General features: G+C 59.0%; 21 protein-coding genes. 7 read left to right on the top strand and 14 right to left on the bottom strand.

Annotated features, from left to right (window positions below; all coding sequences use genetic code 11):
• Positions 1-132: 132 nt before the first annotated feature.
• Positions 133-564: an OsmC family protein gene (locus HB680_RS05725; protein ID WP_213937620.1), complete on the bottom strand. Its 432-nt coding sequence runs from the start codon at positions 562-564 to the stop codon at positions 133-135.
• A gap of 240 nt (positions 565-804) precedes the next feature.
• On the opposite strand from HB680_RS05725, the gene HB680_RS05720 reads away from it, so the two are divergent.
• Positions 805-1,806, top strand: a complete 1,002-nt coding sequence (locus tag HB680_RS05720) for an LLM class flavin-dependent oxidoreductase (protein WP_213937619.1) — start codon at positions 805-807, stop codon at positions 1,804-1,806.
• A gap of 68 nt (positions 1,807-1,874) precedes the next feature.
• On the opposite strand, the gene HB680_RS05715 is transcribed toward HB680_RS05720, so the two are convergent.
• A complete protein-coding gene (locus HB680_RS05715) occupies positions 1,875-2,096 on the bottom strand; it encodes a DUF1161 domain-containing protein (protein ID WP_213937618.1) in 222 nt (73 codons plus the stop codon).
• Between the two features lie 122 nt (positions 2,097-2,218).
• Positions 2,219-2,434 carry a dodecin gene (locus tag HB680_RS05710; RefSeq protein WP_054047931.1) on the bottom strand — a complete coding sequence of 72 codons (216 nt, stop codon included), beginning with the start codon at positions 2,432-2,434 and terminating at the stop codon, positions 2,219-2,221.
• A 157-nt stretch (positions 2,435-2,591) separates the two neighbouring features.
• Here HB680_RS05710 and HB680_RS05705 point away from each other — a divergent pair, with 157 nt between their 5' ends.
• Positions 2,592-2,918, top strand: a complete 327-nt coding sequence (locus HB680_RS05705) for a DUF883 family protein (protein ID WP_054047930.1) — start codon at positions 2,592-2,594, stop codon at positions 2,916-2,918.
• On the opposite strand, the gene HB680_RS05700 is transcribed toward HB680_RS05705, so the two are convergent.
• Positions 2,915-3,808 carry a LysR family transcriptional regulator gene (locus HB680_RS05700; RefSeq protein ID WP_213937617.1) on the bottom strand — a complete coding sequence of 298 codons (894 nt, stop codon included), beginning with the start codon at positions 3,806-3,808 and terminating at the stop codon, positions 2,915-2,917. The genes HB680_RS05705 and HB680_RS05700 overlap by 4 nt on opposite strands.
• Positions 3,809-3,920: 112 nt before the next feature.
• On the opposite strand from HB680_RS05700, the gene trpB reads away from it, so the two are divergent.
• The 3 genes from trpB (at position 3,921) to HB680_RS05685 (ending at position 6,545) form a co-directional block, all read left to right on the top strand.
• Positions 3,921-5,141 (top strand): tryptophan synthase subunit beta, encoded by a 1,221-nt coding sequence (trpB, locus tag HB680_RS05695; RefSeq protein WP_213937616.1) that lies wholly within the window; start codon positions 3,921-3,923, stop codon positions 5,139-5,141.
• Positions 5,141-5,953 (top strand): tryptophan synthase subunit alpha, encoded by an 813-nt coding sequence (gene trpA, locus HB680_RS05690; RefSeq protein WP_213937615.1) that lies wholly within the window; start codon positions 5,141-5,143, stop codon positions 5,951-5,953. The genes trpB and trpA overlap by 1 nt, the downstream gene beginning before the upstream one ends.
• A gap of 121 nt (positions 5,954-6,074) precedes the next feature.
• Positions 6,075-6,545, top strand: a complete 471-nt coding sequence (locus tag HB680_RS05685) for an anti-virulence regulator CigR family protein (protein WP_213937614.1) — start codon at positions 6,075-6,077, stop codon at positions 6,543-6,545.
• Between the two features lie 186 nt (positions 6,546-6,731).
• On the opposite strand, the gene HB680_RS05680 is transcribed toward HB680_RS05685, so the two are convergent.
• The 10 genes from HB680_RS05680 to HB680_RS05635 all read right to left on the bottom strand — a co-directional run bounded on the left by HB680_RS05680 (position 6,732) and on the right by HB680_RS05635 (position 16,520).
• The gene (locus HB680_RS05680) at positions 6,732-8,693 is read right to left on the bottom strand and encodes a DUF4105 domain-containing protein (protein WP_213937613.1); all 1,962 of its coding nucleotides are present in this window, start codon (positions 8,691-8,693) and stop codon (positions 6,732-6,734) included.
• Positions 8,690-9,010 (bottom strand): DUF2388 domain-containing protein, encoded by a 321-nt coding sequence (locus tag HB680_RS05675; protein WP_213937612.1) that lies wholly within the window; start codon positions 9,008-9,010, stop codon positions 8,690-8,692. The genes HB680_RS05680 and HB680_RS05675 overlap by 4 nt, the downstream gene beginning before the upstream one ends.
• Positions 9,011-9,037: 27 nt before the next feature.
• Entirely contained in the window at positions 9,038-9,355 is a 318-nt protein-coding gene (locus HB680_RS05670; RefSeq protein ID WP_054047918.1) for a DUF2388 domain-containing protein, read from the bottom strand.
• 107 nt (positions 9,356-9,462) lie between these two features.
• Positions 9,463-9,780 (bottom strand): DUF2388 domain-containing protein, encoded by a 318-nt coding sequence (locus HB680_RS05665; RefSeq protein ID WP_213937611.1) that lies wholly within the window; start codon positions 9,778-9,780, stop codon positions 9,463-9,465.
• A 299-nt stretch (positions 9,781-10,079) separates the two neighbouring features.
• On the bottom strand, positions 10,080-10,295 hold the full coding sequence (locus tag HB680_RS05660; protein ID WP_030129620.1) for a DUF1127 domain-containing protein: 216 nt from the start codon (positions 10,293-10,295) through the stop codon (positions 10,080-10,082).
• A 319-nt stretch (positions 10,296-10,614) separates the two neighbouring features.
• Positions 10,615-12,108 carry an acetyl-CoA hydrolase/transferase family protein gene (locus HB680_RS05655; protein WP_213937610.1) on the bottom strand — a complete coding sequence of 498 codons (1,494 nt, stop codon included), beginning with the start codon at positions 12,106-12,108 and terminating at the stop codon, positions 10,615-10,617.
• Between the two features lie 180 nt (positions 12,109-12,288).
• On the bottom strand, positions 12,289-13,725 hold the full coding sequence (locus HB680_RS05650) for an NAD(P)(+) transhydrogenase (Re/Si-specific) subunit beta (protein WP_213937609.1): 1,437 nt from the start codon (positions 13,723-13,725) through the stop codon (positions 12,289-12,291).
• A complete protein-coding gene (locus HB680_RS05645; RefSeq protein ID WP_007947884.1) occupies positions 13,725-14,048 on the bottom strand; it encodes an NAD(P) transhydrogenase subunit alpha in 324 nt (107 codons plus the stop codon). Before HB680_RS05645 ends, HB680_RS05650 begins: the two co-directional genes overlap by 1 nt.
• Positions 14,049-14,063: 15 nt before the next feature.
• On the bottom strand, positions 14,064-15,185 hold the full coding sequence (locus HB680_RS05640; protein ID WP_213937608.1) for a Re/Si-specific NAD(P)(+) transhydrogenase subunit alpha: 1,122 nt from the start codon (positions 15,183-15,185) through the stop codon (positions 14,064-14,066).
• A 435-nt stretch (positions 15,186-15,620) separates the two neighbouring features.
• Positions 15,621-16,520, bottom strand: a complete 900-nt coding sequence (locus HB680_RS05635) for a LysR family transcriptional regulator (protein WP_213937607.1) — start codon at positions 16,518-16,520, stop codon at positions 15,621-15,623.
• 157 nt (positions 16,521-16,677) lie between these two features.
• Between HB680_RS05635 and HB680_RS05630 the strand changes: the two genes are divergently transcribed.
• Together HB680_RS05630 and HB680_RS05625 are read left to right on the top strand one after the other, a co-directional pair.
• Positions 16,678-17,859 carry an acyl-CoA dehydrogenase gene (locus HB680_RS05630; RefSeq protein WP_123513385.1) on the top strand — a complete coding sequence of 394 codons (1,182 nt, stop codon included), beginning with the start codon at positions 16,678-16,680 and terminating at the stop codon, positions 17,857-17,859.
• Positions 17,860-17,872: 13 nt separating this feature from the next.
• Positions 17,873-19,093 (top strand): CaiB/BaiF CoA-transferase family protein, encoded by a 1,221-nt coding sequence (locus HB680_RS05625; protein ID WP_213937606.1) that lies wholly within the window; start codon positions 17,873-17,875, stop codon positions 19,091-19,093.
• Positions 19,094-19,176: the final 83 nt, after the last annotated feature.

Genomic DNA, 19,176 nt, shown 5'->3' with positions numbered 1-19,176 from the left:
GAGTTGTGTCGTTTATAAGACCGCCTTCGCGAGCAAGCCCGCTCCCACATTCGAAATGCATTCCAATTGTGGGAGCGGGCTTGCTCGCGAAGGCGTCAGTACATTCAGCGTCAAATCAAACCTGAAAAAACATCAGCTAACCAACGTAGCATCCAGGCTGATCTTCGCATTCAGCACCTTGGACACCGGGCAGCCTTCTTTGGCCTTGTTGCTCAGCTCTTCAAACTGCGCTTGGGTCGCTCCGGGGATTTTTGCCTTGAGGATCAGTTTCACTGCCGTAATCTCAAACCCTTCGCCGACTTGGTCCAGAGTGACCTCCGCTTGGGTATCGATGCTTTCAGCCGTGAGGTTCGCGCCGCCGAGGATCATCGAAAACGCCATGGAGAAACAGCCCGCGTGGGCTGCGCCGATCAACTCTTCCGGATTGGTGCCCTTGCCGCCTTCGAAACGGGCCTTGAAGCCGTAGGGCGCTTCCCTGAGTACACCGGTTTCCGTGGAAATCGAACCGATGCCGGTTTTCAGATCACCTTCCCAATGAGCCGATGCTTTCTTCGTGATAGCCATGTCTGCCTCCTCAAGAGCCGGCGCGGAACGTCGCGCCTTCGTGGTTTTCGGTTGCTCAGGGTTCTGAGGATAGAAGACTTGGCAAAGTTCACCTTGTCGGATCAAACCGCTTATCTGGTAGGCAAATTCAGGTCTGCTATTGAAACTCGGGTATATGCCCTCATTGCATAGGGAACGCTTTCAGACTCGGCAGGTTTTCGTTCGTGAAAAAAACCTGCGCCCCATTGGAGAAGCAGGTTTATGAAACGACTGTCCGATATCAAGTACTCAACCCTCGACCTGGTGCCCGTGAGGGAGAACGGCAGCGCGGCCCAGTCGCTGCGCAATTCCCTGGACCTGGCGCAGCACGTCGAAAAATTCGGCTACAACCGCTTCTGGGTCGCCGAACACCACAACATGGACGGCATCGCCAGTTCCGCGACCTCGGTTCTGCTCGGTTACCTGGCCGGCGGCACTTCGACCATTCGCGTCGGTTCCGGCGGCGTAATGCTCCCCAACCACGCGCCATTGGTGATCGCCGAACAGTTCGGCACCCTTGAAAGTCTGTATCCGGGCCGTATCGACCTGGGCCTGGGCCGCGCGCCCGGTTCCGATCAGATGACCGCCCGCGCACTTCGCCGTGAACGCTCCGGCAGCGCCGACGAATTCCCGGAAGACGTTGCAGAACTGGTGCGTTACCTCGGCCCACGCACGCCGGACCAGCGGATCATCGCGATGCCGGGCACCGGCACCAATGTTCCGGTGTGGTTGCTGGGTTCGAGCTTGTTCAGTGCGCAACTGGCCGGTGAGCGCGGTTTGCCCTACGCCTTCGCCTCGCATTTCGCACCGCGCTTCATGCACGAAGCGATTCGCGTCTACCGTAATCACTTCAAGCCTTCGGCGGTGCTGGATAAGCCTTACGTGATGCTCGGCGTGCCGTTGGTGGCAGCCGACACCGATGAACAGGCCGATTACTTGGCGACGTCGGTTTACCAACGCATCCTTGCCCTGATGCGTGGCCAGAGCCTGGTGCAACGTCCACCGGTGAAAACCATGGATGGCTTGTGGTTGCCCCATGAAAAAGAAGCAGTGGGCGATTTCCTCGGTCTGGCCATGGTTGGCAGCCCGCAGAAAATCCGCGCCAAACTGGACGTGTTGATCGAGCAGACCCAGGCTGACGAACTGATCTTTACCTGCGACCTGTACGAACACGCCGATCGCGTGCATTCCTACGAATTGCTGGCGCAGGTCATGAAGGGCTGACGCTCAAACGGCGGGCACAAAAAAGCCGACGCCAATGCGTCGGCTTTTTCATTTGTGCAGAAACCAGCCTACTTGGTGTAGACGATGACTTTGGTGCCTTTCTCACAGGTACCGACGACTTTACCGCCAGCTGCCGCGCCTTTATCGGCGATTTCCAGCGAATAACCGGCAACGCCCTTGGCGTCCAGTTTCGCGGCGATTTCAGCTTTCAGTTCTTCACACGACTTACCGTCAGCAAAGGCTGTTCCTGCAAGGCTCAACAAACCTACCGCCAAAATAAACTTCTTCATCGGTTGCATTCCCTGGTCGGATCAATAGGGGCGCCCGGCGATCAGCCAGGCGCACACATGTAGCGCTTTGCCATTCCCTATGGCACTCGGCCAGCGCGCAAGTTCAGAAGCCTAGCTCAAACTCAGCTGCTGGCAATCCGGAACCCGACTTTCAAGGTCACCTGAAAGTGGGCAGCCTTGCCGTCCTTGATGTGACCGCGAGTTTCGGTCACTTCGAACCATTCCAGATGCTTGAGGCTTTTACTGGCTTCGGCCAGCGCATTGTTGATCGCATCTTCGATGCTGGTAGGGGACGAGCCGACCAGCTCGACTTTCTTGTAGGTGTGATGGTCAGTCATGGCGTTCTCCTTGGGGTATGAAATACAGCCTAGCAGTGATTTTTCGTATTACTTCTGTCGGCCATTCCCACAGCAAAGTTCAGATTTACTGCACTTTCTCAAACCCCTGAAGTCCCAACCAACACACGCTACTCATCACCAATGAAGGAGAGCCACCATGGCCAACACCTCTTTACGTAAAGCCTCATTGCAAAGCATGGAAGCCGAGATCGAGAGTCTTCTCAAGTCGCTGGAAAACCTGAAAGACGACGCCTCGGACGAGTCGCGTAAAACCCTCAAGGCGCTGAAAAGCAACGCTGAGAACGCGCTGAAGCATTCTCGCCACTTGCTGAGTGATGCTTACGAAGAAGTCAAAGTGAAAACCCGCGAAACCGGGATCGCGACCCGGGACTACGCCCAGGAACACCCTTGGACTACAGCGGGCGTCGCCGTTGGTGCGCTGGGTCTGCTCGCGGCTTACCTGTTGTGCAAACGCGGCGACTAATCCGCTTGGCGCAGCTCGTTCTTGAGCCACTGCGCCAACTGCCGAGCGCGTCCGTCCGCGGCACGCTTGGGTAGCCACAACGCCAGTTGCGCCGGGGTTTCACTGAAACCCCACGGCGCGACCAGGCGGCCGGCCTTCAAATCCTCGGCCACCAACGGCTCCGGGGCAATCGCCACACCCAGCCCAGCCACCGCCGCTTCCAGCAAATAATATAAATGCTCGAAACCCTGACCGTACCTCAACGCCTTGGCGTCGAGGCCGCTTTGCTGTGCCCAGCTCGGCCAGGCTTGCGGGCGCGAGGTGGTGTGCAGCAGCGGTTCACTCAGTAGCGCGCTGGCCGGCGCCTTTTGCAGCCTTTCGTACCCGGCGAACCTTGGGCTCATGACCGGGCCGATGCGTTCGCTGGCCAGCTCATAGACTTGCATATCCGCCGGCCACGGCGGCTCGGCAAACACCAGCAAGGCGTCCAGCCCCGGTCGACGTGGATCGAGGTCGCCTTCCCCGGCCGACAGGTGCAGGCGCAGGTCCGGCAGATCCGCGTTCAACCGTCCCAGGCGCGGGATGAACCAACGCGCAAGCAAGCTGCCCGAGCAACCAAGCACGAACGGAGCATCGGCGGTGCTTTGGGTCAGTTCGGCGCACACGGTGCGCAATCGCTCGAATGCTTCAGTGCTGGTATCACGTAAACGAATCCCGGCATCTGTGAGTTTAAGGCCACGCCCATCCTTGATGAACAGACTGACACCGAGGTGTTCTTCCAGCACTTTCAGTTGCCGGCTGACCGCGCCATGGGTGACGTGCAGCTGTTCGGCAGCCTGACTGACGCTGTTCAAGCGAGCAGTGGCTTCGAAGGCGCGAAGGGCGTTCAGCGGAGGGAGGTCGTGGCTCATGGGATCTGTGAGTTTTTCTGACAGGTTGCGGCGATCTTATCGGTTTTCAGGGCGAAACGTCAGGGGTAGAGTGAGCGTCATTGTCATCACACGAATCCCACTGGAGCGACCCATGACCCAGACTAATTTGCGCAACGGCCCCGATGCCAACGGCCTGTTTGGCTCGTTCGGCGGCCGTTACGTCGCCGAAACCCTGATGCCGTTGATCCTCGACCTGGCCCGTGAATACGAATTGGCCAAGGAAGATCCGGCATTCAAAGAAGAATTGGCCTACTTCCAGCGCGACTACGTCGGTCGTCCAAGTCCGCTTTATTACGCTGAACGCCTGACCGAATTCTGCGGCGGCGCGAAGATTTACCTCAAGCGCGAAGAACTGAACCACACCGGCGCGCACAAGATCAACAACTGCATCGGCCAGATTCTGCTGGCGCGGCGCATGGGCAAGAAACGCATCATCGCCGAGACTGGCGCCGGCATGCACGGCGTGGCGACCGCCACCGTGGCCGCACGTTTCGGCCTTGATTGCGTGATCTACATGGGCACCACTGACATTGAGCGTCAGCAGGCCAACGTGTTCCGCATGAAGCTGCTGGGCGCCGAAGTGATCCCGGTCGTGGCCGGCACCGGCACCCTGAAAGATGCGATGAACGAAGCGTTGCGCGACTGGGTGACCAACGTTGACAGCACCTTCTACCTGATCGGCACCGTCGCCGGGCCGCATCCGTACCCGGCCATGGTTCGCGACTTCCAGGCTGTGATCGGCAAAGAAACCCGTACGCAACTGCAAGCCCAGGAAGGCCGTCTGCCGGACAGTCTGGTGGCGTGCATCGGCGGCGGTTCCAACGCCATGGGCCTGTTCCACCCGTTCCTCGACGACAAGAGCGTCGAGATCATCGGCGTCGAAGCCGCCGGTTACGGCATCGAGACCGGCAAGCACGCGGCCAGCCTGAACGGCGGTGTACCGGGTGTGTTGCACGGCAACCGCACCTTCCTGTTGCAGGACGACGACGGCCAGATCATTGACGCGCACTCGATTTCCGCCGGCCTCGATTACCCAGGCATCGGCCCGGAGCACGCATGGTTGCATGACATCGGCCGCGTCCAGTACACCTCGGTGACCGACGACGAAGCCCTCGATGCGTTCCACAAATGCTGCCGCCTGGAAGGGATTATTCCTGCACTGGAAAGCGCCCACGCCCTGGCCGAAGTGTTCAAACGCGCACCAAACCTGCCAAAGGATCACCTGATGGTGGTCAACCTGTCTGGCCGTGGCGACAAAGACATGCAAACCGTGATGCACCACATGGAACAATCGAAGCAGGAGAAACACTGATGAGCCGCCTGCAAACGCGCTTTGCCGAACTCAAGGAACAGAACCGCGCCGCCCTGGTGACCTTCGTCACTGCTGGCGACCCGAGCTATGACACCTCGCTCGCCATCCTCAAAGGCTTGCCCGGCGCTGGCGCCGACGTGATCGAGTTGGGCATGCCCTTCACCGATCCGATGGCCGACGGCCCGGCCATCCAGTTGGCCAACATCCGCGCCCTGGGCGCCAAGCAGAACCTGGCGAAAACCCTGCAAATGGTTCGCGAGTTCCGTGAAGGCAATACCGAGACGCCGCTGGTGCTGATGGGTTACTTCAACCCGATTCACATGTATGGCGTGCCGCGTTTCATCGCGGACGCTAAAGCCGCCGGTGTTGACGGCTTGATCGTGGTGGATCTGCCGCCGGAACATAACGGCGAACTGTGCGATCCGGCCCAGGCTGCCGGTCTGGACTTTATCCGCCTGACCACGCCGACCACCGACGACGTGCGTTTGCCGACCGTTTTGAACGGCAGCTCCGGTTTCGTTTATTACGTGTCGGTTGCGGGCGTGACCGGCGCGGGCGCGGCAACGCTGGAGCATGTCGAGGAAGCGGTCGCGCGTCTGCGTCGCCACACCGACCTGCCGATCAGCATTGGTTTTGGTATCCGTACGCCGGAGCAAGCGGCGTCCATCGCGCGTTTGGCGGACGGTGTGGTGGTGGGTTCGGCACTGATCGATCACATCGCCAGTGCTTCGACGCCGGACCAGGCCATCGACGGTGTGTTGAGCCTTTGCGCCGCGCTTTCCGAGGGTGTGCGTAAGGCCCGGGTCAGCTGAAGGTAAAGTTCTTGATACAGAGGAATTAGCGCCTCGCCGCACACACTAAACAGCAAGACCGAGGGATTCAGGACGACGTTCTGAATCCCTTTTTGCTGTTTGTGCAGTGAGGAACCCCCCGATGAAAATGCCGAAACGTCTGATTGCCAGCCTGGGCGTACTGATGCTCAGTGCGACCCCGTTGCTGCACGCCAGCGCCGATCAGCGCGACGATCACGACCACGGCGGCCCGCAGCAGGGCCAATACGATAACCACGGCAATGATCATGGCGACAACCGTGGCAATGATCACCGTGGTCCGCAGGACAACCATCGCGGCGGCCCTCCGCCACGGGATTTTGGTCCGGTGCGCCAGACCATTCATGACAATCACGGTTATTTCGTACGCGGTGCGCCGCCGCCTCCAGGCATTCATCTGGAACGCGGCCGGCCGTTGCCTCACGGCTATTACGGCGAACGCCTGGATGGCCGAGCCTTGGGCCGGTTACCGCAATATCAGGGTTACGAGTGGCGTCGGGCCGGTGGCGATATCGTGCTGATCGCCGTGGGGACCGGGATTGTTTATGAAATTCTGGATAACGTGTTGAACTGATCGATCCCGATTCTGCAGGCTGAGCACAGCTTATGTAGCAGCTGGCGAAGCCTGCGTTCGGCTGCGAAGCAGTCGTAAAATCAGACGCTGCGGTACATCAAGCAGACCGAGATGGATGGATTTGCGACTGCTTCGCAGCCGAACGCAGGCTTCGCCAGCTGCTACAACAGTCCTGCGGTGATGTTGTCAGGGTAATTCCAAGCCGCCCGCCGCTTTGTGCAACGCCCGCAAATGCTCGCCAACCTGCTTCAAATTGGCTTCATTGGCCGCGATCTCCGCCGCGCGACTCGGTTCCAACAACGCGCGAACTTCCTTATCCAGATCCCCGGTCAGCGATTGCAGCTGCTTCTGGCGCAGGCTGGTTTCCGATTCCAGACGTGCCGACTCGCTCGGCTGTGGCAAACCATAACCACCGGAGCCAAGCAATTCGGCGGGGCGGCTGAGGAAGCCGCTGTTGGCGAGAATCTGTTGCAAGGTCGCGTTGGCCTTGTCCATGCCGCCGTTTTTCAGTTCACGGGCACCCAGATAACGCTGTTTCACTTCATCCTGGGCCAGTTGTAGCTGGCGACGGAAACTGGCCTGCTCCAGCAACAGCAATGCCGCACTGGTGCGCAAATCAGCTTGATCAATCCATTTACGCCGATCTTCGGCGCTCAATGACAGCCAGTCTTCGACGGTGGTCTGCTGGATCGGCAAGTGCTTTTTCAGCACTTCGAACATCGCTTGATAGCGATCGCGGAACGAGTCGAAGCGATAACCCAGGCGCAAGGCTTCGCGCGGGTCGTCCAATACGCTGGTGTCCGCCAGTCCGCGACCTTTGAGCACCTCCAGCAAACCGTTGGGCATGATGCTGTCCAGGCCGGTCAGTTGCGCGTTGTTGCTGCCGCTGCGCAACAGCTTCAGGCTTTCCACCGCACAATTGTTGGACAGGAAGAAGTAGTTGCCGTCGTAGCTCCAGTGCATTTCCGCCGCGTGTTCCACCACTTCTTCGATTTCGGTGCGCGACAGGTTCAGCGGCACCGAGGCGAGGCTGCGCAATTCGGTCTTGGTGTATTCGTCGATGACCTGGGCCAACGGCAAGACAAACAAGCGCGACGGGTATTTACCGACCAAACCGTCCCAACTCGACAGTTGTACGTCACCGACGAAGGCGCGGTAGGAGAGCACCAGATGTTGGTCCAGATCCAGCCGACAATCCGGCCCGCGTGGCCGGCCCGGCGCGCAGATCACCAGACGCAACATGCTGTGGCCCCAGCGGCTGACCCAGTTCTGATTGGCTTCGGCCAGCAGATAGTCCACGGCGTAAACCCGCTCCGGATCGACCTGGCCCAGCGGCGTCTTGGCGAAGTCGTTGCCGGCATTCAGGAACGCGAAGGTTTTGGCGCAGGTGTCTTTGGCGGCGGGCGCCCAGCCAAAATGTTCTTTGTAATAGCGGTACAGTGCGGGACGACGGCAGGCGTAGCTCGGGTCCAGGAGGAAATACTCCATGTTGACCGCCACGAACTCCTTGGGGTTGGTCGTTTCGTAGATGTCCGGGCTGCGGGCGACTTGCCGGTTGTGCTGTTCCCGTTCGCCACGGCGGCCGACGTATTGCGGCCAGCCGGCCAGATCGAGCAGGCGCGGGTCGTCACTGAGGGTAAAGCGTCGTGCGGTCTGACCGCGGCATTGGTCGGGGATGCCGATCAGTCCGGAGCTGTTGTTACGCTGGTTGCAGCGCTGGATCAGCGTGCGCTCGGCGTCTGGCCACAGGCGCGAGCGATCGTAAATATGGGTCAGTTCGTGCAGGACCGTAGCCAGCATTTCCCGGCGCACGGTGCCGTGGGGGCGATAGGTCTTTTTGGTCGCGGCGCTGCCGTCGGTGAGGCTGGCAAGCAGGTTGCGATTCAGATCGAGTTCGGACACCAGTGACGCCTGGCCATAGGCGTTGCCGGGCATTTCGTCGGTCCAGCCGACATCGATGCGCCGATCCAGTTGCTCGACGAAGCGCGGCGGCAATGCCTGCATGGCTTCATCGAGCAGCGCCTGGCTGGCCTGCACTTGCGCGGGGCTCAGACCGTCGGTCTTGAGGCGTAATTGCAGACCGGCCTGAGCGGTGTTGCCAAGCAGCAACACCACCCCGGCCAGCAGCCAGGCGCTGAGCGACCTCACAGTGCGAGGATGGCTTCGGCGAGAACCTGATCACTGGCGTCGCGGGCTTCCGGCACGCGGGTGCGCAAAGTGTTGAGGGCCGCTTCCAGGTGCGCGCCACGAATTTCGCCATCGCTGGCGACGAAGCTGGCCGCATCGTCATGGGCTTCGCGGACGATTTTCGAATCGCGAATGGAGGTGGTGGTATCGGAAGTGAAATCAAGTGTGCGCTGGGTGGCACGGATGATCATGTTACTGGTGGCAACCAGGGTGTGTGCCTGGGCCACGTCGGCCAACAACAGCAGGCCAAGGGTGGCAGCAATCAGCGGGCTACGCATGGAACGACTCCGGAGGAACGATGATAACTATTGGACGAGAATTGCCTGTGCCAGTTCAAGGTCGCTGGCATGAAGTTTTGGCTGGGTCCGACGCAGATAATCCAGGGCGGATTCCAGTTGCGCTCCTCGTAGTTGGCCGTCACTGGCGATGAACGCCGCAGCGTCATCCTGAGCGGCGATCAGCAGTTTATGGTCGAAGGGCGCGGAGGTCACCATGCTTGTGGCATAGCCGCTAACCACAGTGCCTTGTGTCGAGAGGTTGAAAGCGTCGAAGGCATGGGCCGATCCCGACCAGCAGGCCACGAAGATCGCCTGCGTGAGCAACAGATTCGAAAGAAAACGCATGAGACTCGATAGCTGGAAACGAGTCCCAAGGCTAGCGCAATGCCCGGACTAGAGCCAGCGCCGAAACATTGGGACACGTTGCGCGTGTCCCGTCGTTGAGCTGATGCTTAGATCGCCAGGATGGCCTGGGCAATCTGTGCATCTGTAGCGTTTAGTTGGGGCAGCTGGCGGTGAATCTCATCGATTGCACTTTCCAGTTTCACACCACGAATGTCGCCATTGCTGGCGACGAAGCTGGCGGCGTCATCACGGGCGGCGCGTACGATTTTGTTGTCGCGCAGCGAAGAAGAGACATCGGAAGTTGCGTCGGAACTGGATTTGAGTGCGCCAACGACGGCGTCGGTGGTCACGATAAAACTGGTGGCGTGGGCGTTGGCAGCCACGGCGAGCAGGGCTGCAGCGCTCAGCAGAAGAAGACGGGACATGGGGTAGCTCCTTTGGATGAACCGATTGAGAGGTGGCGCAGTGTCTGAAAGATCAGACGCCGGTCATGCAGCGTTCGCCACCTTCTGATTGGATATTAGGCCGGTGCGCAGGGAATGGGACAGTCCAGATGGATGAAATGACGGTGTACTGGTTGTTTTCTATTATGTAAAAACTGTACTGGTATGATTTTTTATGGTCCTGATACGACAAAACCCGCCGTGGTTTCCCACGACGGGTCTTGTTTGTTCAATTCGGGTTGCTGGCGGTGGACCCTACAGGTCAGAGCCAGCGACGCTACTTAGCGCCAGAACGGCTTGCTCAGCTCTTCGTAACGTTGTGCTTCGCTAATCCCGGCATCAGCCAGCAGACGCGAATCCAGACGAGCCAATTGATGGCGGCTGGTAATGCGGCGCTGCCACAACATCAGGTTGGCGATAACGCGAAGAGGCATGGAAGCCTGGGTTTTTGCAGCAGTATCTTCGAAGAACAGTTCGGAACTGAGTGTACGTTCCATGGTTGACATCCTTCCGCTTGTGGCGGGATTAGGTAGTGGTTTAACTGATGCAAATGATCCTCTCGTTTGGCCAGTCTCCCTAGATACAGTTCACTTGTATTGTGAGGGACCAGTTAACTGTTTATAGGGGGTGTACTGGTCTAAATTGAGGCAACTGTACCTGTCGGCACCAATAGAGTGCATTTTCGACAGATGACCTCGGAAATGTAGGTAAATACGGTAGGAAAAGACCAGTACAGCAGTACAGTTTTCGACAGGGGTGGGTGTTGCAAGCATCAGCTGACGCAACTGTTCTTGCGTCAGCTGTTATTGATGCCAATCAGACTGCCAGCATCCGCCCGGTTTCTTCCAGATTAATGTGCCAGCTCAGTGCATCACGCAGGATGTGCGGGGTGTGACCGCCGAGCGCGCAGGCCGCTGTGAAGTAGTCATTCAGGGCTTCGCGATAGTCCGGATGCACACAGTTGTCGATGACCACCCGCGCCCGTTCCCGCGGCGCCAGGCCACGCAGGTCAGCCAGGCCGATCTCGGTCACCAGAATGTCGACGTCATGTTCGGTATGGTCGACATGGCTGACCATCGGCACCACGCTGGAAATCGCGCCACCCTTGGCAATCGATTTGGTTACAAAGATCGACAGGTGCGCATTGCGCGCGAAGTCCCCTGAACCGCCGATGCCGTTCATCATCCGCGTGCCGCAGACGTGAGTGGAGTTGACGTTGCCGTACAGATCGAATTCCAGCGCGGTATTGACGGCTATGATGCCCAGGCGTCGAACCACTTCCGGATGGTTGGAGATTTCCTGAGGGCGCAGCACAAGCTTGTCTTTGTAATGCTCCAGGTTGCCAAACACATCGGCATTGCGCCGGGCGGACAGCGTGATCGAACTGCCCGAGGCAAAGCTCAGTTTGCCAGCGTCGATCAGGTCGAAGGTCGAATCCTGCAACACTTCGGAATACATGGTCAGGTCTTCGAACGGCGAGTCGATCAAGCCGCACATCACCGAGTTGGCGATGGTGCCGATCCCGGCCTGCAACGGGCCGAGCTTGTTGGTCATGCGCCCGGCAGCCACTTCCTGCTTGAAGAAGTCGATCAGGTGATCGGCGATGGCCTGGGTGTCGGTGTCCGGCGGCAGTACGGTGGACGGCGAGTCGGATTGATTGGTGATCACGATCGCGACGATCTTTTCCGGCGGGATCGGAATGGCGGCGCTGCCAATGCGATCGTCGACCTTTACCAATGGAATTGGCGTGCGGGTCGGGCGGTAGGTCGGGATATAGATGTCATGCAACCCTTCGAGATTCGGGTTGTGCGCCATGTTGATCTCGACGATGACGCGCTTGGCGAAGATCGCGAAGCTGGCCGAGTTACCCACCGACGTGGTCGGCACGATATGGCCCTGCTCGGTGATCGCCACGGCTTCAATCACCGCGATGTCCGGGCGCGTGAGTTGCTGGTTGCGCAGCATCTCTACGGTTTCCGACAAGTGCTGGTCGATGAACATGACTTCACCGGCGTTGATCGCCTTGCGCAGGGTGCTATCGACCTGGAACGGCATGCGGCGTGACAGCACGCCCGCCTCGGTCAGTTGTTTATCGAGGTCGTTGCCCAGGCTCGCGCCGGTCATCAGGGTGATTTTCAACGGAGTGATTTTGGCGCGCTCGGCTAATGCGTGGGGCACAGCCTTGGCTTCACCGGCGCGGGTGAAACCGCTCATGCCGACGGTCATGCCGTCCTCAATCAGAGCGGCAGCGTCAGCGGCGCTCATCACCTTATCCAACAACGAGGGCAAGCGAATACGATCACGGTACATGGATTGTTATCTCGGGCAACGGAAGCAAGGTGTGCAGTCTAGTGACTTGAAAAAAATCCGTCCCGCTACCATGGTCGAATGCCGAGCCCTGATTTAGAGCCTTTGGTCGGGTTTCACGGGGAATAAAAAAACCCCAGCCTACTAAAGGCTGAGGTTTTGGGTATTGCGTTGGAGCAGGTTTTACTCGACGGCTTTGACCATGTCTTCAATGACCTTTTTGGCGTCGCCGAAGACCATCATGGTTTTGTCGAGGTAGAACAGTTCGTTGTCCAGACCGGCATAGCCGCTGGCCATCGAGCGCTTGTTGACGATGATGGTCTTGGCCTTGAACGCTTCGAGAATCGGCATGCCGGCAATCGGCGACTTCGGATCGTTCTTGGCCGCCGGGTTGACCACGTCGTTGGCGCCCAACACCAGTACCACGTCGGCCTGGCCGAACTCGGAGTTGATGTCTTCCATCTCGAACACCTGGTCGTAGGGCACTTCGGCCTCGGCCAGCAATACGTTCATGTGGCCAGGCATCCGACCGGCCACCGGGTGGATCGCGTACTTCACGGTCACGCCGCGATGGGTCAGCTTCTCGGTCAGCTCTTTCAGCGCATGCTGGGCTCGCGCTACTGCCAGACCGTAGCCCGGAACAATGATCACGGTGTCGGCGTTGGTCAGCAGGAAGGTTGCGTCGTCAGCCGAACCGGATTTCACCGGACGGGCTTCTTTCGAACCAGCAGGACCGGCCGCATCCGCCGTATTGCCGAAGCCGCCGAGCAATACATTAAAGAAGGAGCGGTTCATCGCCTTGCACATGATGTACGAGAGGATCGCACCGGACGAACCCACCAGCGAACCGGCAATGATCAGCATCGAGTTGTTCAGCGAGAAGCCGATCCCCGCCGCTGCCCAGCCGGAATAGCTGTTGAGCATCGACACCACGACCGGCATGTCCGCGCCGCCGATCGGGATGATGATCAGCACGCCCAGCACGAAGGCCAGGGCCAGCATCAGCGCGAAGGCACTGAGATTGCCGGTCAGCATGAAGGTGATGCCCAGCGCCAGCGTCGCCAGGCCCAGCAGCAGGTTCAGCTTGTGTTGGCCACCGAACTGTACCGGTGCGCCCTGAAACAGGCGGAACTTGTACTTGCCCGACAGCTTGCCGAACGCGATCACCGAACCGGAGAAGGTGATTGCGCCGATGGCCGCGCCAAGGAACAGTTCCAAGCGGTTGCCGGCAGGAATCGGATCCCCCAGTTGCTTGACGATGCCCAGCGACTGCGGCTCAACCACCGCAGCGATCGCAATGAACACCGCCGCCATGCCGATCATGCTGTGCATGAAGGCGACCAGTTCCGGCATCTTGGTCATTTCAACGCGCTTGGCCATGATCGAACCGGCGGTGCCGCCGACCAGCAAGCCAACGATGACGTAGCCAATACCCGCCGTCGCCAGCTCGGCGCCCAGCTTATAAATGAGGCCGACGGTGGTGAGGATCGCCAACGCCATGCCGAGCATGCCGTACACGTTGCCGCGCCGGGACGTGGTCGGGTGCGACAGGCCTTTGAGGGCCTGGATAAAGCAGATCGACGCGATCAAGTAGAGCGTCGTGACAAGATTCATGCTCATTACTTAGGCGCCTCTTCTTTTACGACTTTCGGGGCTTTTTTCTTGAACATCTCAAGCATCCTGCGGGTAACCAGGAAGCCACCAAACACGTTCACCGCCGCCAGGGCCACCGCGAGGGTGCCCATGGTCTTGCCCAGTGGCGTGACGGTCAACGCTGCGGCGAGCATGGCGCCGACGATCACGATCGCCGAGATCGCGTTGGTCACCGCCATCAATGGAGTGTGCAGCGCAGGTGTAACGTTCCAGACCACGTGATAACCGACATAAATCGCCAGCACGAAGATGATCAGGTTGTAGATACCGGGGGAGATAAGCTCTTCCATCGTCTGAATCCCTGCTTAGGCGTTTTTGCGGATGACTTGGCCGTCGCGGCACATCAGGCACGCGGCGACGATGTCGTCTTCGAGGTTGATCTCGAACTGACCTTCTTTGTTGAAGACCAGCTTCAGGAAGTCCAGCAAGTTACGGGCGTACAGCGCCGATGCGTCTGCCGCGACTTCTCCGGCCAGGTTGGTCGGGCCGCAAATGGTCACGCCATTCTCGACAACCACTTGGTCGGCCACGGTCAGCGGGCAGTTGCCGCCCTGGGCTGCGGCGAGGTCGATGACCACCGAGCCTGGCTTCATTTGCGCCACGGTTTCCGCGCTCAACAGCGTCGGCGCCTTACGGCCCGGGATCAGTGCGGTGGTGATGACAATGTCGGCTTGCTTGGCGCGTTCGTGCACGGCCAGGGCCTGGCGCTGCATCCAGCTAGCGGGCATTGGTCGCGCGTAACCGCCGACACCGACGGCGCATTCACGCTCTTCATCGGTCTCGTAAGGCACGTCAACGAACTTGGCGCCGAGGGATTCGATCTGCTCTTTAACCGCAGGACGCACGTCAGACGCTTCGATCACCGCCCCCAGACGTTTCGCCGTGGCGATCGCCTGCAAACCGGCTACACCGGCGCCGAGAATCAGCACGCGCGCCGCTTTCACGGTGCCTGCCGCCGTCATCAGCATCGGCATGAAGCGTGGATAGTAGTGGGCAGCCAGCAGCACGGATTTGTAACCGGCAATGTTCGCTTGAGAAGACAGCACATCCAGGCTTTGAGCGCGGGAGGTGCGCGGCGCGGCTTCCAGCGCAAACGCGGTAATGCCGCACTCGGCGAGTTTGGCGATGGTTTCATTGTTGAACGGGTTGAGCATGCCGACGACGACGGTGCCGCTCTTGATCAGAGTCAGCTCGCTGTCGCTGGGGGCGACCACCTTGAGAATCAGCTCGGCACCAAAGGCATCGTTGACGCTGCCAATGGTTGCGCCTGCCGCTTCATAGGCACTGTCGACAACGCTGGCTTTTACCCCGGCGCCGCTTTGTACAGTGACCTTATGACCCTGGCCGATCAGCTTTTTGATGGTTTCCGGGGTTGCAGCAACCCGTGTTTCACCCGTCTGGGTTTCGAGAGGAACACCAATGTGCACGTCAAATCTCCTGCGTGATCTTATTGAGTAAACCCAGGCACTTCGGATGGTGCGGCTGGGGCGGCCGATCAGCACGATCCCGCCAAATCAGGGCGGGGCGCGGCATTTTGCAGGCGAACTTTGTGCCCTTCAAGGGATTATGACGGGTGACGGAAAATTAACTACAAGTCACCCCGTGACCGAATGTCGCAACTAGCCGGTTCAATCCCTTGCAGGCCGTGCCTTGTAAGGATTCTGGTCGAAATTCAACAATTTACACATCGGCGTTGTGAATGAGTGGTCATTGCTTCGAAATAGAGGCTCAAGGCCACGATTTCAGGCACTTGTGGGACGTTTGTACTGCATGTCAGTACAGTCTACGAATATGCGACAAATACTTATATCTGTAGTGTTTTTGTTTTGCTGACTACGAGGTCAGTTAATTGGCTAAAGCCTTTATCCTTCGAGGCTGTAGCTGTGCGCCTGGTTGACCAGCCAATCCCGAAAAGCTCTTAAAGACGCCGATTCGACCTTTCGCTCAGGAATCATCAAGTAATAAGCCTTGATGCTCGACAGAGCCTGAGCGTTGGCAATCACCAGGCGCTTCTCCGCCAGTTCACGTTGAATCAGGAACGGCGGAATCAGTGCGATCCCCATGTCGTGCATGGCCGCCTGGGCGAGCATGGAGAATAGCTCGTAACGCGGGCCTGTCATGTCGCGCGGGATATTCAGGTTCTGCGAGTTGAACCATTGGCGCCACGCGTACGGGCGGGTTGTCTGTTGCAGCAGGGGCAATTCCGCGATTTGAGCGGGTGTCAGATGTGTCTTTTTACCCAGTAGGGCGGGGCTGCACACCGGCATCGGGTTTTCACCCATCAGCCTGTGGGATTCGGTACCCGACCAGTCCGCGTCGCCGAAATAGATCGCGGCATCAAACTCGGTGTCGGCGAACAGAAATGGGCGTGTGCGGTTAGTGAGGTTAACCGTGACTTCCGGGTGTTTTTGCTGGAAGTCTTTCAGTCGCGGCAACAGCCATTGGGTGCCAAAAGTCGGCACCACCGCCAGCTCGATGACATTGGCGCCTTGCTGACCCATCACTGACAGCGTGTCCCGTTCCACGGCGTCGAGTTGCGTAGCGACGCGACGACTGTAGGAAAGTCCGGCTTCTGTCAGCTTCACGCCGCGGCGTGAGCGTCGGAACAGTTCGACACTGAGGAACTCCTCAAGGCTGGCGATCTGTCGGCAAATTGCACCTTGGGTGAGGGAAAGTTCCTGGGCGGCCTTGGTAAAGCTCTCGTGACGCGCTGCCGCTTCGAAGCTGATCAGGGCGGTTGTACTGGGGATTTTCCTGCGCATGTACGTGAACCTCACTAATACATCGCATTAATGACCTTTAGCGATGCTTCGGAGTGAGAAATTAGCACAACAGTATGCGAAATCCTCGTTTGCCGAGACGACGAACCGGGCCTAGGATCAGTCCACGTTATTTGACCCGATTCGAGAGGACTCACTCATGGGCGGTAAAGCTAGCTTCAACTGGATCGATCCCCTGCTGCTGGATCAACAGCTCACCGAAGAAGAACGCATGATCCGCGACACCGCCGAGCAATTCGCTCAGCAGAAGCTCGCGCCGCGTGTTCTGGAGGCTTTCCGCCATGAAAAGACCGACATCGCGATCTTCCGTGAAATGGGTGACGTGGGCCTGCTGGGTGCGACCATTCCTGAGGAATACGGTGGCAGCGGCCTGAACTATGTCAGCTACGGCCTGATTGCCCGTGAAGTCGAGCGCGTCGATTCCGGTTATCGCTCGATGATGAGCGTGCAGTCCTCGCTGGTCATGGTGCCGATCAATGAATTTGGCACCGAAGCGCAAAAACAAAAGTACCTGCCGAAACTGGCCACGGGCGAATGGATCGGTTGCTTCGGTCTGACAGAGCCGAACCACGGTTCCGACCCGGGCGCGATGATTACTCGTGCACGCAAAGTGGAAGGCGGCTACAGCCTGACTGGCAGCAAAATGTGGATCACCAACAGCCCGATCGCCGATGTGTTCGTGGTCTGGGGCAAGGACGACGCCGGCGATATCCGTGGTTTCGTTCTGGAGAAGGGCTGGAAAGGCCTGAGCGCTCCGGCGATTCACGGCAAGGTCGGCCTGCGTGCGTCCATCACTGGCGAAATCGTCATGGACAACGTGTTTGTCCCTGAAGAGAACATCTTCCCGGATGTCCGTGGCCTGAAAGGTCCGTTTACCTGTCTCAACTCCGCGCGTTATGGCATCTCTTGGGGCGCACTCGGTGCCGCCGAGTTCTGCTGGCACACCGCTCGCCAGTACACGCTGGATCGCCAGCAGTTCGGTCGTCCGTTGGCCGCCACTCAGTTGATCCAGAAGAAACTGGCCGACATGCAGACCGAAATCACTCTGGCCCTGCAAGGCTGCCTGCGTCTGGGGCGTATGAAGGATGAAGGCACTGCGGCGGTCGAGATCACTTCGATGATGAAGCGCAACTCCTGCGGCAAATCCCTGGATATCGCGCGCATGGCTCGCGACATGCTGGGTGGCAACGGTATCTCCGACGAGTTCGGTGTGGCTCGCCACCTGGTCAACCTGGAAGTGGTGAACACCTACGAAGGTACGCATGACGTGCACGCGCTGATCCTGGGTCGCGCGCAGACTGGCATCCAGGCGTTCTATTAATAGGAGAACGGCCATGGGCGCGCTTTCGCATCTACGGGTACTGGATTTATCGCGCGTGCTGGCCGGGCCTTGGTCCGGACAGATCCTGGCGGACCTTGGCGCCGAAGTGATCAAGGTCGAGCGCCCAGGCAATGGCGATGACACGCGTGCCTGGGGGCCTCCGTTCCTTAAAGACGCCTATGGCGAGAACACCAGCGAGGCCGCTTATTACTTGTCGGCCAATCGCAACAAGCAATCGGTGACCATCGACTTCACTCGGCCTGAAGGTCAGAAGCTGGTGCTTGATCTGGCGGCGAAGTCGGACATCCTGATCGAGAACTTCAAGGTCGGTGGGCTGGCGGCTTATGGGCTGGACTATGAATCGCTCAAGGCTATCAATCCGGATCTGATCTATTGCTCGATCACCGGGTTTGGCCAGACCGGGCCTTACGCCAAACGCGCGGGTTATGACTTCATGATCCAGGGCTTGGGCGGCTTGATGAGCCTGACCGGGCGACCTGAAGGTGATGAGGGTGCCGGGCCGGTGAAAGTCGGCGTAGCGCTGACAGACATTCTGACCGGGCTCTATTCGACGGTGGCGATTCTGGCGGCATTGGCGCATCGGGATCATGACGGTGGCGGCCAGCATATCGATATGGCGCTGCTGGATGTGCAGGTGGCTTGCCTGGCTAACCAGGCGATGAACTACCTGACGACGGGCAATGCGCCCAAACGCCTGGGAAATGCGCATCCGAATATCGTGCCTTATCAGGACTTTCCTACAGCGGATGGTGATTTCATCCTCACCGTGGGTAATGACGGGCAGTTCCGCAAGTTTGCCGAGGTGGCGGGTCAGTCGCAGTGGGCAGATGATCCGCGTTTCGCGACCAACAAGTTGCGGGTGGCCAATCGGGCGGTATTGATTCCGCTGATTCGCCAAGCGACGGTGTTCAAGACTACGGCTGAGTGGGTCGTGCAGTTGGAGCAGGCGGGCGTGCCGTGTGGGCCGATCAATGATCTGGCGCAGGTGTTTGCCGATCCGCAGGTGCTGGCGCGTGGGTTGGCTATAGAGCTGCCTCATGCATTGGCCGGGATGGTGCCGCAGGTGGCGAGTCCGATACGGTTGTCCGAGACGCCTGTGGAATATCGCAATGCGCCTCCTCTATTAGGGGAGCACACGCTGGAGGTATTGCAGCGGGTGTTGGGTTTGGACGCCGGTGTGGTGGCGGCTTTCAAGGAGGCTGGGGTGCTTTGAGGATTCCATCTATATAGAGGCGCTTCTTTATAGAAGGAATCGGGCTGTTTTCCAGCGTTCTGCAAGTTATTGATAGAAAAGCC

This window comes from Pseudomonas sp. dw_612, assembly GCF_018449725.1.
GTDB lineage: Bacteria > Pseudomonadota > Gammaproteobacteria > Pseudomonadales > Pseudomonadaceae > Aquipseudomonas.
This window is presented reverse-complemented; position numbering and strand designations above follow the sequence as displayed.